The organism is Bradyrhizobium sp. Pha-3 (assembly GCF_042258325.1).
GTDB classification, from domain to species: Bacteria; Pseudomonadota; Alphaproteobacteria; order Rhizobiales; family Xanthobacteraceae; genus Bradyrhizobium; species Bradyrhizobium elkanii.
The window spans coordinates 3,698,867-3,712,803 of sequence record NZ_CP170151.1 but is presented as its reverse complement, the minus strand read 5'-3'; the positions used below and the strand labels follow the sequence as shown (position 1 = coordinate 3,712,803).

Sequence of the window (13,937 nt, the reverse complement as noted above, 5' to 3'; positions counted from 1 at the left end):
ATTTACGCCACAAGTTGGCGGGCAAATCGGGTGCCAACTCGGATTTGTTTATAATCCGTCGCGAGATAGCTGTCATCGGGTAATCGTTTATTAACCCTACTGGGGCAGCCCCCGCCAACTCAAGGCGATCGGATACCGCACAAGCATTGAACGGAATACCTTGAATCAGCTGGGATTTTCCTGGCGCTCTCCCACCCGGACGCACTGGATCCGTGCAAATACGGTGTGCGCACTCCCGGTTCGAAAGCAGGCAAGGAAAATACAGTTCGCCTTGCTCAAGCCAACGGGGACTGCGACCGGCATCTAGTGGGTTATGCCCAAAATCCCTGAACTCGATGACATACTCGCAAAAGCTAGCTTGCATCCGATTACAGAGCTTCGAACGACGTCCAAATTGCTGGCCGCGGTGCGTACCACGACCGCGAGGATTTTGAAAACAGCAAGCAGGTCTACTTCACGCTGTCTCCGCCTGCATTATGAGTACGCCGGACGTGGACAACGGCTACATCACCTGCATAAGCGCGCTCCCAATCGGGCAACCGATCGAGCAGGCCCACCGCCGCAGTCGACGGGAACAGCAGCGTTGCGTCGATCTTGTACTCGTCGAGCAACCTGACGAAATCCGCTACGTCATCGAGCGCAATTGCGCGCACGTAACGAATGATGAAATTCGGACCGTATAACTCAGCGCGCGAATCAATGAACACCGGAATGCCCTGGAAGATCAGGTATCCGGAGAAGTAGTAATCATTGAGAACGCGATCGGCCCTTCGCTCCTTGAGCAATTCGACTGCAGCGCGTGGCATAAGTGGCGGCGTGATATTCATCACTGCGATGACTGCGCCACTAGCCATGACAAGGGCCCCAATCGCCGCAAGAATCGCGGACCTAGTCGGGGGTACCACTTTCCGACTGTGCTGCAATGCGGGCCATGAGAGGTGTTGTGCCAATGGGCCGGCAATGAAGAATGGCGAAACCAGGGCGAAGACGTCGATATAACGCACGTGGGCGAGCGTCTGATAAACTACCGCGACGAGCGCGGCGATCCTGATCGGAGGCAGCTTGAGCCCGCTGTACAGGAGGTAGGCAAGGCCGGCCATCAAGCATGGTGTGACAGCATTCATCTCGCCGAAGTTAAGCGGTTGCCACTCGCCGATCCTTGAAAGAGCCGCTCCGAGACGCAAAACGCGCCATGTGACCAAAATCGATTCCGGCCCATATGGGGTGATGCAGGCGGCACCAAGAGCCAGTACTCCAAATCGAAGCCATTGGACCGCGACCGTCGCGCGGGCCGATTTGTCTGCGGTCCAAAGCGCCTCCAGCGCAAACGGCCCCATCAGCGCCAGACCTAGCGTGAAGCTTCCGTGGAGATTCGCCCAAAGAGTGATGAGCGGGAGATATGCGAAGGAAGGAGCCCGTCGTTGTTCGCTCGCCTCGACCAGGGCGTTAGCCCACAGCACCATCAGGGGAAAGACCAGGACGTGTGGTCGAGTGAATATGTGGAACGACGTCATAGCAATTCCGGCCGTCAGCAAGATCATGACCGGTATGTTGGGCAGTCTCTTCAGAAGCAAGAGCGCTAGCAAGTAAAATGCGACCGACGCTGAAAGCGCCGCCAGAATTAAGGGCCCCGTCCATCCGGCCAGTTTGTACGTTACGAAATAAAGGACTTCCGATAGCCACTCACTGGTTATCCAGGGTGCACCGCGCATCGTGAAGGAGAACAGATCGACGTGAGGCACGGCACGATGATCAACGATCCACTGGCCGACCACGATATGCCAGTAAATGTCAGCATCCTTTAATAGGCTGACGCTCCTGGTAATAAGCGTCAAATAGGCGGTAGCGGCGAATATGAGCGGTAGCCAAGGCCGAAGGTGATCGCTGGGTGCAGGCTCCGCGCTCGGCCCGATTTCCGTATCCACCTGAAGCGAATGACTGCTTGAGGGCATGCTTTCTATCCCGCGCTGCCGACTATTGTCTCCAAAAACATGTGGCCGTCCGCATCGGCTTGCCGGGGCGCGACGCAGTGCTACTAGATCCCGAGTCCCTCTCGCCAGGGCGCGCCAATATCGCCGCCGTTGTCGCTCACGATCATGCGTGATGATGGGGCCGAGCTTGCGCGCCTCGCGTAGCAAGATGAGCGAAGCGTCGACACAACCATATCGCTGGTCGGCGCCAATCTCGAGAAACACGGACGCCTACGATCAGAACTCCCACTCCATTGACCAATCTCGGGAGAGTTTTACTCTCGTTCCGCAAGTGGGGCTAAAGAACTCCCCGGTTTCTCTCAACAATTCCGAGAGGTCTAATGATGACACGATTCGCGGGCATGCCGCAAAGAATTGCTCTCACCATCGTTTTAGTTGCGTTCATTTCAGCGTTGTGGCTCGTCGTTCTTGCGGAAACGGCGCCGATCACGAGTTCAGTCGTTCACAAATATACTGATCCAGACACTTACCTAGATATTTTAGCGCTCATGCACAGTGGGGTAGGCTATTATGAAGCCGCTCACGAAATTCTTTTGGCGCACGGCTACGGCCTACGGTCAGTGTTCAACTGGCGAACCCCGGCTTGGATGGAGCTTCTCTCGCTTCTACCATCGATCGTCTGGGCGCAAAAGTTGCTGTCGGTTCTTACGTCAGTGACGCTTCTTCTCGCTTACCGGATGATCCGCGCACAGGGCAACATAGCGCTAGCTATACCTGCGATCGTCGGGATTTTTTTTAGCATTATTCTCTTGGCCCGCGATCGAGGCATCGTAATGTCAGAAGTGGCAACCGGCGCGCTAATATTGCTGTCCGTGGTGAACTATGGCAATGGCCAATGGCTTGTCGGTCTATTAGCTGCGCTGGCTGCACTATTCATCCGAGAACTGGCTGCACCGTATATCCTGATCTGCGTTGCCTTTGCCGCATATCGAGCGAATGCGAGAGAACTGGTTGGCTGGGCTTTAGGCCTCTCAGCATACTTTGCATATTTTTCGTGGCATTGGATCGAGGTTATGCAACAAATCGCGTCCACCGATCGCGCCGATCCAAATGGATGGATAAGGTTTGGCGGGATCAGGTTCGTCCTTGAGACCGCGCATTTCAACGGTCTTTTCAATCTGACGCCACTATGGATAACGGCCGCGCTTTTGCCGGCCGCGCTGCTAGGACTTTTCGCATGGCGCGATGGGCTTAGAGCCGCCGTCACCGTGACGACCTACCTCTGCATATTTGCTGTAGTCGGCAAGCCATTCAACGATTATTGGGGAGCGCTCTATACCCCCCTGCTCATGCTCGGGCTCCCCTGGTCGATTCCTGCTGTATATGATGCATTAGCCCCGCGGCGCCCCTCAGCTCTATCTCAACTTTCCGACACATCTGCACAAGACAATCTGTGAAACTAACGAATCCGGCCGTTGATTTCCTTTTGCGTAATAGCTCATGTCAATAACACGACCCGGAATCCCTCCGAGCCGCCCGGCAGCTCTCCGTGTTGGATTGCCGCCCCTGAGTGACCGCCAACGGCGGCTTGGCCGCGTCGGCCGGCGCGGTCGATTACCCGCTACGTTCACCTCACGCGATCGTTCGAGAGCTCGGAGCCGGCGATACGCTGGCATTCGGATCGCCAAATTGCACACCAGCGCCGGCAGTGACAACACAGTTGGCTCCGCTCAACGGAGCGGCGATAACCGAGGCCGAAAGAGCTCTGGCGCAGTCACACGGCGTCACGCGCATAAACGGTGATCTGCTTTGGCACGTGAGTTAACATTAACCCGCAAAAATACGGATTTGACTCCTTCAGCCGCCTGAAAACGGCCGCTGTGGCGGACAAGTTCGGCCTGTGGCCATAACGCGCGCACCTGGTAAGTGCCCGCCGCCGTGCTGCGGTTGGACTACCGCCAAAAACCTAAATGACTATTTCTTGAGGCTTTTGGTGAGGTGGAGTAGAATCTGCGCATTGGCGAAGTCCTTCTAAAAAATTGGATAACCGCATCGAATAGGCGTCTTTGCATGCGCCACGTGATCGACACCGCTCCAAAGGATGGAACATTCGTCATTCTTGAGGATGACGTAAGTGGACGCTTCGAATCTGCTCAATGGTCGGCTGAGGGGCATGGGTGGGTTAGGAAAAATGGCGAGCCAAGCGAGATCACGCCGACGCATTGGCAAACAATGCATCTTCCAAAGGAAGGTGATGAATTTATTCCGCCAAAGGAAACTGGATCAATCGTCCCCCCGGCGTCGCCAGGGCCCCGCTCCTTTTGTTTCCCCTCGGGCCTGGCCGAACGTGCGAGGGTGGCGGAATTAACCCGTCTGGTTACGAACGCGGACCCAGTCGCTGGCGTCCTGGTTGAAGCGCGGGCCGCGCAGAGCAAACAGGAGCGCGGACGGACCGCGCGGCGTGCCATCTGCTCGATCGCCGCGGCGATGGTCGGGGCGTCGCTCATCGGCTGGTATTTCCACGCTGAGCTCGGCGCCCATGTGACGCGATACATTGGTGACGAGGACAATGTCAGGCCTGACGCAGCTAGCGTGGAGGCCGTCAATCAAGAGACGCAGGTCCCAGGAGAGGACCTGCAAGAAGCCGATTCATCGGCGCGGGATCCGGCTCTTCATCAGCAAGCTGATCGGGCGATCTCACCAGCATCTTGGGATACGGCACAGGGCAAGCAAGGTGCGGAGGCAACGCAGCTGGAAGAGCAACAGTCTTCCGAAAAGGAGCGGCGCCGAGCAGAGGCCCTGGCAAATGAACTGGCGAGGGCGCAGCAGATCATTGAGATGCGGGGAGCGCAGGCGAACAAGGAGCGCGATCAGGCAACGGAGGTTAGTCAGGCCGCAAAGAGCGGGATGGCGGAGCTACGACGGTCTCTGCAGAAGGAGCACGACAGAGCTGAGACGCTGACTGGCGAGCTTGCGACAGCGCGGCGCGACATCGAGAACCAACTGGCGCTGTCAAGCGCGGCAGGTAACGAGACAGTGCAGGCGAAGAAGGCCGCCGAGAGCGCCATCGCGGAGCTGCGACAGTTTTTGAAGACGGAGCACGACAGGGCCGGAGCGCTGACTCGCGAGCTTGCGAGGGCACGGCGGGACCTCCAGACCCACCTGGCGCCATCAAGCAAGGCAGGTGACGAAGCGGTGCAGGTGAAGAAGGCCGCCAAGCATGCGACAAGAGAGCTGCGACAGCCTCTAAAGAAGAAGCGCGACCGGGCTGAAGCGCCGGCACCGGCCGGCGAACCCACGCTGACTCATGCCGCGGAGGCAGCTCCGACAGAGCAGCCAGTGGTCCCTGAGGCGCAAGGCGGTCCGGAAGCGGCCAGGCTGCTGGCGCGCGCCAGCACCCTGCTCGGCCGAGGGGATATCGGTGCAGCGCGGATCGTGCTCGAACACGCTGAGGGGACGGGTAGCGCACAGGCGAGCTTCATGCTCGCGGAGACCTATGATCCGCTCGTTCTTTCCGCGTGGAAGACCTACGGAACACGCGGCGACGTGACAAAGGCACGCGAGCTATATGCAAAGGCGCTTGTCGGTGGCATCCAGCAGGCCAGGGATCGAACTGTGGCGTTGCATTAGTCTAGTATGAAACGACGATGGCGATCCCGATCCGACCCCTCGGCCCTAAGAGAAGCCTTGGCGGACTTAGCCCCTTTTCGAAAACAGTTTGCGGCGTCCCCTCCGAGCCTCCCGCAGCTCTCCGGGTTCGATTGCCGCCACTGCGTGACCGCCAGCGGCGGCTTGCCTGCGTCGGCCGGCGCTGCCGATTGTCGGCTGCGCTCTTCATCGAGCAGCTGCGAATGAAGCTTTTGAATCTTGATGTTTCGCTCGAGGAGGGACATAGTTCTTGCCTGGACCTAGTCTGCCAATACCCTGCGCAGTTCTCCCGATCGAGCAGTTCAGGAAACCGCAGCAGCGGCCAGACCATCTCCGTCGCCTTGATCACGTACGACGTGCGCTGCACCGCCTGCACGATCCGATCCGGAATGCCGCGCCGCAGCTCGTCGAAACCGAGCGACCATCCCGGTCACTGCCATCTGCCGGCGGATCGCAGGCCAACTTGCCAATGAGTTGAGGTCAACCATTGCAAGGTCGATGCCGCCTGCGGGCGTAGGGTCGCGCTGAAGCCAGCCTCTCCGGACGAAATTCGTATCTGTGAAAATCGACGGTACGCAAAAACCGCATCTTGAAAAGATGTCCGGCGCAAAAAGTTGCACCAAGACAGTGGTTTAAGTTTAGATTCAGTTTTGCTAATAGCGTAATGGTATTTGCGCGTACGAGCAAAACAGAAGGTCGGCGGCGATGCCGAGAGGACCACCGTCTTATCGCCGAGTGCATGATCGGCGCGTCGCCTGTGCTATCGAAATCTCCGTTTCTTCCAAGCCGAGTCCTTGCTCCAGATTAGTCATTTCGGCTAGCGTGCCCACGATGCGTCCGTGGAATATAGAACCACACACGCCCCTCAGCACAGGTGACCGGGGGCGAACGAGGATTCAAATGATGTTCAACGTCACGAGAACCGAATTTCTCCTCTACGTCATTGCCGCATTGACCGTTGCAGTACTGGTCGCTTGGGACGAACCGTGGATCGTGGGGCGAATATGAAGGTCTCCTTGGGAGACCGGCACGCATGCAATCCGCAGGCGTTGACGAGAAAAACCCAGGGCACGCCGGGCATGCCGACGCGGCCCTCGGAGGTACGCGGTACGCTAATTAGACCCGATTGCGGATCTCCGAGATGACGTCTCGCATGTCGATCACCGTGCACCGGGCCAGATCCTGCGCTGGATCTTCACATTTGCCAGCGACGTAAGGCTCGAAGTGCTCTTCGGCATTGCCGAACACTTGGTTTGCGCCTAGGTAAAGTTCGTAGGTGCGCCAAACTCGCTCTCGATCCTCCAGACGACGTTATGGGGTCGTGCATCATCGAGTTGATGGCGCGCCTCGGCGGTTGATGTTCACTCCATAGCCCGGCTTCCTCGGGATCACCGGTGACGACACCCACTGTCGCGTTCGCGACCGAGCCACAGGGGTCAGGCGATAAAGGCCGTAGCCAGTCGGACCAGCCTCGTAACAGAAATGCACACCGACAAGCCGGCTGGCGATCCGTTAAAAGACTCGACGCATGCGGGCGCCGACGCATCGACCTCACGGAAAAAGCAAACCTCTCCTTCCCGGCTTGTTAGGCGATCGCGATGGGATTTTTCAGCTTCGCGACGTCGATTCCGAGAAAGCCTCCGAGTAATCTGCTGCGGCTCGCCCTACTGTATGAGGATCGGCTCGGACGGCCAGTGCCCTCGGACGCGCAGCGTAGGGCGAGCCGTCTCACCGGAATGGACGGACGTACGGGTTCCACTCAATAGCAAATCCCAGAATCCCCTCCGAGCCGACCGCAACTCTCCCCGTTGGATTGCCGCCACTGCGTGACTGCCAGCGGCGGCTTGCTCGCGTCCGCCGGCGCGGCCGATAGCCTGCTGCTCCTCTTCTAGGAGCTGCGAATGAAGCGTCTGGATCTGGATGTTGCGCTCGAGCAGGCGAGCAGGGACATTGTCCTTGCCTGAACCGGCCCTGCCAACGCCTTGCGCAGGGCGTTCTCCCGATCGAGGAGCTCGGGATGCGGCAACAGCGGCCGTCCGAGCTCCGTCGCCTTGATGACGTAGGCCGCGCGCGCCACCGCCTGCGCGACCTGATCCGGAGAGCCGCTGCGACATTCCGAGCGCGCCGTTCAGGTTGCCCCCGTTTGCCGTCTCGGACTCAGGCTCCCTCGTGCCCGATCGCGTAGCGAGCGGCCCCGCAACAGGCCAGCCGGATGCGGCACGAGAGTTAACCTTGATCCGTAAGAATACGGGGTCCGACCAGAGCTAGATTGAGTCGCCTGAGAGCGGCCGCCTTTCCGCGGCCTACGATACCTCCCTCAACCCTTCGCGTTTCACCACGTTCGCGGCGCCCGTGGTTTCCACGGGAAAGATCTTAGCAAACAAACCTGGATTCACCTCCGATTCTGGCTGCAATTGAATAGTCGTTCCATCGCTTATTCTGGGAAAAATAGGCATTCTCTTAATGGTTTTATGTAACGCCTGGAGCATTGATTTGCGCTTTTCCGGTCCTCGTAAATGATCAATGAGGATTGCCGTGGCCGTTTGTCCGATGTTTTTTCATATCCGCCGTCTGCGCTCGGATCAGTGCGGCGCCGTCAACGTGATCATGGGTGTCCTGCTCGTTCCTCTGATCGGAGCCCTAGGCATCGGCTTCGAGGTATCGAACTGGTCCATGAGGACGCGCGGCATGCAAAACGCTGCCGATGCGGCAGCTCTCGCCGCTGCGACCAACAACAGCTCAAACTACGATATCGAAGCCAAGGCGGTCGCGTCGCGATATGGATTTGTAGATGGTGTGGGCAGCATCCGCGTCACCGTTTCCAACTCGGCAGCATGTCCAAGCGGCGGCAACAACTGCTATAGCGCGACCATTTCGGGCTATGTGCCGCTGTATCTGTCGCAGGTTGTTGGATACAGAGGTGACGCAACATTAAATGGTGGCCCAGCAAAACAGATCGGCGCCGCATCGGTTGCAAAACGGCCGAGCACGCCGACGGACTTTTGTTTGCTGGCGCTAGGATCTCAAGGGATCCGGTCCAACGGCGCACCAAAGGCTAGCATGGGCTGCAACACGATGTCGAACACCGGATCGACATGCAACGGCGGCAACCTTGGGGCACCGATCGGTGCGGCACACAACACCAATAACGGCTGCGGCGTATCGCAGTATTCGAATGTGCCCGCGGTCTCCGATAGCTATGCCGCCCTCGCCAGCAAAATCCCACCCGACCCCTGCAGCTCCTATCCGCAGGAACCTACCAAAAAGAAAGATCCGGCGTTACCGGCCAGTAACCAATGGTCCGGATCCCGGTCACTCGGCGGTACCTTCGTGGTCTGTGGTGACCTCCAACTCACCGGAGACGTCTCCATCGACGCACCGGCGGGGGCGGTCCTGGTCATCGAGAACGGGCAATTGGACACCAACGGATACTCGTTTGCGACGACCAAGGGGACCGGACTTACAGTGGTTTTTTCCGGCGATAATTCGGCTTCATACACTCATAGTCCTACCGGGGGAGGCACGCTCGACATCGCCGCACCGACGTCCGGAACTTGGTCAGGCGTCGCCATCTATCAGGATCCGAAGCTGACGAGCGGTGTAGATATTTCGGCAGCAGGCAATAGCCCAGTGTGGAACATCACCGGCCTCGTTTATTTGCCGAACGCGAGCGTCACATTGAGCGGCGCCGTCAACAAGGCCGGGTTCGGAAAGTCCTGCTTTGCCCTGGTCGTCAAGGACATCACCGTGAACGGGACGGGGATGATCCTGCCGAATGGCGAATGTATCCCCGCGGGATTGTCGATGCCCTCCACGACGATACCTGGCAGAGCGACGTTGGTCTTATGAAACCTGGACTCTCGAGCTGGCTGAACTCGCCCCGCAAAGCTGCGTTGGGTTTCGCTCATCGAACGAAGGCAATCGCCGCCGACCAGCGCGGCGTTGCGGCCGTCGAATTCGGTCTTTTCGTGATCATCCTCGCGGTCGCGCTGGCGAACGTTGCCGACGTATCGCTCTACATCTACCAGCGGATGCAGGTGGAGAACGCCACGCAGGCGGCCGGCCAAGCCGCCTGGAAGAGCTGCGATCTATCCCATCTGCCGGCAACGACGAATTGCCCCGGGCTGACAACGGCCATGCAGAATGCCCTGCAGAGCACGTCCCTGGGAACGCGCGTCTCAATGATCGCGGGTTCGCCGTCGGAGGGGTATTACTGCATTGATTCGTCGAACGCGCTGCAGCGCGTCAGCGACGTCACGTCAAAGCCTGCTGATTGCTCTGCCGCCGGCATGCCAACCTTGCAGCCTGGTGATTACATCGTTGTGCAAACAACGTTTACCTACACGCCATTATTCCCGGGCCTCAGTATCGCCAGCGGTCTCCCGACTTCCCTCACCGGAACGGCAATGATCAGATTAGGTTGACCGTGCGAAAGCTCCTGAAAACTTTGCGACTTGATCAAGGAGGAACGACAGCGGTCGAATTCGCTCTTATTGCGCCCATTCTGATCGCGCTCCTTGTCGGCACCATCACGCTATGTGTCGGTCTCTTTCTGATTGGCAGCCTCCACTTTGCCGTAGAAGACGGCGCCAGGTGTGCATCGGTCAAAACCACCGTCTGCTCGGATGCCGCGGCAACGGTTGCCTACACCAAGAGCCGGTATTTCGGCCCAGATGTATCACCTACCTTCACCTATACCGCTGCTGCTTGCGGCAATTCGGTCAGCGCGTCGGTCAACTATTCAATGAATGTGGGCTCCAGGACATTGGTGATTCCGCTCTCGGCGACGGCCTGCTTTCCCTGAGATTGAATCGTTCCGACGTCGCCGGTAAGCATCTAACAAACGCATGCTTCCACCTGGACGCGTTGCGTCCTACGAAAGAGACCCCCAACCGGGCTGTCAGAGTTTCACATTGTATCGAAGTTTCGCTGTCGTGAGAGCGCGCCCTGTTGCAGCGAGCAGCATCGACCTGCACAGCAGCATTTTGGTGGCACGGGCGCAACAGCGACTTCAAAACAATGAAGCGCCAGCAAACCAGACTGGTCTCAAGGGATCAGTCCAACACTCACTTCTGCCGAAACGCATGATTGAACGACATCACGAGCGGCCCCACGATGTAGTCAAAAGCTGTACGCTGAACCGTTGGGATCATCACCGTTGCAGGCATCCCCGGGTAAAGATGAATGTTGGGCAGGGCCGCGAGCTCGTTTTGGTCGATCCGAACGAAGGCCGTGTAGTAGGGATTGTTGGTCTTGGGATCCGTTAGGCGATCTGCCGAGACCAGGATGACGTCGCCATGGATAATCGGAACGATCCGCTGCTTGTACGCGGTCAGATGCACCTCAGCGCGCGTGTCTGGGTGCACATCGCTGATATCCTCGACCGCCACTTGAGCTTCGATTGTCAGCGAATCCTCGTCAGGCACGATGTCCAGGATCTTGTCGCCGCGCTGAATCACACCGCCCACCGAAAACACGCTGAGCCCGACCACGCGTCCGGTATAGGGAGCGCGGATTTCCATTCGGCCCAGCACTGCCTTGGCATTCATCGCCTTCGGGATGACCTCCAGCAGCTTGGCTTGGGTGTCGCGCAGGTCCTTTGTGACGTCGGTCATCCGGTCATTGTCGAACTGGGCGATTTGCTGTTCCTGCTCCGCGATCGCCTGGCGCGCCTTGGCTATGCTGGCGTTTGCATCGGCGATCTGGCCCTCGAGGCCGTACGCGGTCCGCTCCAGCTGCAGGATGCGGGGACGGGCGATCAGGCCTCGCTCGACGAGCGGAGCGACGTCCCTGGCCTCCTTGCGCACTGAGTCGATTTGATTGGTGAACGATTTCACCTGCGCTTCCGCGCCAACGATCTGCGAGCCCAGCTGATTGATCTTCTCGCGAACGACACTTCTTTGCCCTTCGAGCGACGCCCTGCGGGTATCAAACTGACTGACCTGTCCATTCCAGACGCTTTTGAGGTACGGATCGTCAGAGCGCGCTTTCAGATCCGGCGGCATGACAAGCTGGGAGCCGTGGTCAAGCTCGGTCAGCAGCCGGATTTCCGTGGCACGCAGCACGGCATATTGTTGGGTCAGCACCTCGTGTTCGGCGCGCGCCTGGGTTTCGTCCAAGACGATCAGCAAATCGCCTGCAAGCACCCTGTCGCCTTCCCTGACGTGCAATTCCTTGACGATACCGCCATCGAGGTGCTGGACGCTCTTGCGGTTGCCATCGACCTTCACCACGGCATTGGCGACCACCGCCCCGTTGAGCGGCGCGGTCACCGCCCAGGTGCCGATGCCGCCGAAGAAGATCGCGATGATCAGCCACCCCGCTACGGCGACGCCGCGAATGGAGTCGTTCGGCGCGCCATCCTTGTTCGTATGCCTTGTCCCGCGCGGGGCGGCTCCGGGGCGCATCGACAGGTCTGCGACATCGAGCAATGCCATGATTTCTCCTAGCCCACCGCGCCCCGAACTGCCGGAACCGGCACGGGCCGGGTCAGACGCGACAGGATTTCCTGGCGGGGTCCGAACATCTCGACAGTGCCTTCGCGCAACACCAGTATCTTGTCGACCACGCCGATGGTGGCCGGCCGATGGGAAATGATCACCACCGTGGTCCCGCGTCGCTTCAACTGCGTGATGCACTCGGCGAGCGCCGCATCGCCCTCGGAATCGAGGTTGGAACTCGGCTCATCGAGCACGACCAGGCTCGGATGGCCGTAGACCGCGCGTGCGAGGCCGATGCGCTGGCGGTAGCCGCCTGACAGGATCGCGCCCCCCTCACCAACCTGGGTATCGTAGCCGTCAGCGAGCCGCAGGATCATCTCGTGCACGTCGGCCATTTGCGCTGCCAGAATGATGGCCTTGTCGTCTCCGTCCTTGAACCGGCAGATATTGGCGGCCACGGTATCGGCAAACAGCTCGATATCCTGCGGCAGATAGCCGAGATGCTGGCCGAGCGACGACCTGATCCAGGTCGAAACATCGGATCCATCGAGGCGAACGGCACCTGCGGATGGCGCCTGAACGCCCACGATATGGCGCGCCAGCGTGGACTTGCCGGCTCCGGAGGGGCCGATGATCCCGAGGACCTCACCCGGCTCGACCTGGAAGGTGACCCCGCGCAGAATGGGCCTCGAGGTTCCGGGCGCGGCAAAGGACAGGCCTTCGACCAACACGCGGCCCTCGGGCCGCGGCAGGATCAGTCCCGATTGACGCGGTGGATTGGCGGCCAACAGCTCGCGCACTCGCAGGAATGCACCGCGGGCGGAGTTGAGGCTGCGCCATGACCCAACGATCTGTTCGACCGGCTGCAGGGCGCGGCCAAGCAAGATGCTAGCGGCAAACATGGCGCCAGCGGTGGTGAGCCGCTCGATCACGAGATAAGCGCCGAGACCGAGAATTAAGGATTGCATCGAAAGACGCAGGAAGCGAATCAAGCTCTGCATCGTGGCCGCGCGATCGCTTGCGGCGACCTGGCGCTCGAGCATACGGTCGCGGTCCCGACCCCAGCGCGTCAGGAGGCCGGCGGTCATCCCCATTGCGCGCACCACTTCAGTGTTGCGCAGGCTCATCTCGGTAAAGCTGTAATTTCGATTTGCCGCCTCGCTGGATTCGGAAAGCGGAGGCTTGACGATCCATTCGTTGAGGAAGGCCATCAGCACCAGGATGATCGTGCACCCCAGCGCAAATGCGCCCAGCAACGGGTGCAAAGCGAAAATCACCGCGATATAGATCGGCGCCCAGGGCAGGTCGAAGATCGCGTGAATTCCGGACCCGGTGATGAACTGGCGGAAAGTATCGAAATCGCGCAGCAGCTGGCTGCGGGCACCGCCGATCCTTGTCGAATGGTCGATGATGGCGGTCATCACCCGCGGCGCGATCTTTCGATCGAGGCGGATGCTGGTGCGCGTCAGCACACGAGCGCGTACCGCATCGAGACCCGCGAGCGCCATGAACGCCAGCAACAGCGCAAGCGTCAGCATCAGCAGCGTGACCTCGCTGGCGCTTGAGATCACGCGGTCGTAGACCTGCAGCATGTACAGCGGGCCGGCCAGATAGAGCAGGTTGATGGCCAGGCTGAATATGGCTGCAGTGACAAAATAACCTTGGCAGGCTTGCAGTGCCTGCCGCAATTCGTCCGCTCTTTTACGTAGGGTGCTCACGCGGAACCTGGCCGAAGCCATCCCCTAAAAATGATGACTGACAGCCAATAGGTGGCAGCCAAAAGGTCCAAGTAAATCAATCATCCAATCTATCCTGCTTAGCATAGCCGGCGGCCGCGCTAAAGCTGCTGCCGACGCAAAAACGGCAGGAGGGTAAACTTACGGGGTTTGGCTTCTCCCCCGATCGGTCTTTCCCCCGT

Annotated in this window: 8 protein-coding genes; 5 read left to right on the top strand and 3 right to left on the bottom strand. The window is 59.3% G+C overall.

Features of this window, described 5'->3' with window-relative positions; translation table 11 throughout:
- Positions 1 to 449 precede the first annotated feature (449 nt).
- A complete protein-coding gene (locus tag ACE10X_RS17055; RefSeq protein ID WP_375764335.1) occupies positions 450 to 1,952 on the bottom strand; it encodes a hypothetical protein in 1,503 nt (500 codons plus the stop codon).
- Positions 1,953 to 2,311: 359 nt separating this feature from the next.
- On the opposite strand from ACE10X_RS17055, the gene ACE10X_RS17050 reads away from it, so the two are divergent.
- The 5 genes from ACE10X_RS17050 to ACE10X_RS17030 all read left to right on the top strand — a co-directional run bounded on the left by ACE10X_RS17050 (position 2,312) and on the right by ACE10X_RS17030 (position 10,383).
- A complete protein-coding gene (locus tag ACE10X_RS17050; RefSeq protein ID WP_375764334.1) occupies positions 2,312 to 3,388 on the top strand; it encodes a hypothetical protein in 1,077 nt (358 codons plus the stop codon).
- A 613-nt stretch (positions 3,389 to 4,001) separates the two neighbouring features.
- Complete coding sequence (locus tag ACE10X_RS17045) at positions 4,002 to 5,561, top strand: hypothetical protein (protein WP_375764333.1); 1,560 nt, start codon at positions 4,002 to 4,004, stop codon at positions 5,559 to 5,561.
- 2,541 nt (positions 5,562 to 8,102) lie between these two features.
- Positions 8,103 to 9,428 (top strand): TadE/TadG family type IV pilus assembly protein, encoded by a 1,326-nt coding sequence (locus ACE10X_RS17040; RefSeq protein WP_375764332.1) that lies wholly within the window; start codon positions 8,103 to 8,105, stop codon positions 9,426 to 9,428.
- Entirely contained in the window at positions 9,425 to 10,003 is a 579-nt protein-coding gene (locus tag ACE10X_RS17035; protein WP_375048904.1) for a TadE/TadG family type IV pilus assembly protein, read from the top strand. The genes ACE10X_RS17040 and ACE10X_RS17035 overlap by 4 nt, the downstream gene beginning before the upstream one ends.
- A gap of 2 nt (positions 10,004 to 10,005) precedes the next feature.
- Positions 10,006 to 10,383, top strand: a complete 378-nt coding sequence (locus ACE10X_RS17030; RefSeq protein ID WP_375049592.1) for a TadE/TadG family type IV pilus assembly protein — start codon at positions 10,006 to 10,008, stop codon at positions 10,381 to 10,383.
- Positions 10,384 to 10,645: 262 nt separating this feature from the next.
- Here ACE10X_RS17030 and ACE10X_RS17025 read toward each other — a convergent pair whose 3' ends face one another.
- Together ACE10X_RS17025 and ACE10X_RS17020 are read right to left on the bottom strand one after the other, a co-directional pair.
- Entirely contained in the window at positions 10,646 to 12,016 is a 1,371-nt protein-coding gene (locus tag ACE10X_RS17025; RefSeq protein WP_375764331.1) for an HlyD family type I secretion periplasmic adaptor subunit, read from the bottom strand.
- 8 nt (positions 12,017 to 12,024) lie between these two features.
- Positions 12,025 to 13,758: a type I secretion system permease/ATPase gene (locus ACE10X_RS17020; RefSeq protein ID WP_375764330.1), complete on the bottom strand. Its 1,734-nt coding sequence runs from the start codon at positions 13,756 to 13,758 to the stop codon at positions 12,025 to 12,027.
- Positions 13,759 to 13,937: the final 179 nt, after the last annotated feature.

Bases quoted from the DNA above. Each gene is read 5' to 3' on its own strand.
- ACE10X_RS17055 (WP_375764335.1), bottom strand. From the start codon at position 1,952: ATGCCCTCAAGCAGTCATTCGCTTCAGGTGGATACGGAAATCGGGCCG.
- ACE10X_RS17050 (WP_375764334.1), top strand. From the start codon at position 2,312: ATGATGACACGATTCGCGGGCATGCCGCAAAGAATTGCTCTCACCATC.
- ACE10X_RS17045 (WP_375764333.1), top strand. From the start codon at position 4,002: ATGCGCCACGTGATCGACACCGCTCCAAAGGATGGAACATTCGTCATT.
- ACE10X_RS17040 (WP_375764332.1), top strand. From the start codon at position 8,103: ATGAGGATTGCCGTGGCCGTTTGTCCGATGTTTTTTCATATCCGCCGT.
- ACE10X_RS17035 (WP_375048904.1), top strand. From the start codon at position 9,425: ATGAAACCTGGACTCTCGAGCTGGCTGAACTCGCCCCGCAAAGCTGCG.
- ACE10X_RS17025 (WP_375764331.1), bottom strand. From the start codon at position 12,016: ATGGCATTGCTCGATGTCGCAGACCTGTCGATGCGCCCCGGAGCCGCC.
- ACE10X_RS17020 (WP_375764330.1), bottom strand. From the start codon at position 13,758: ATGGCTTCGGCCAGGTTCCGCGTGAGCACCCTACGTAAAAGAGCGGAC.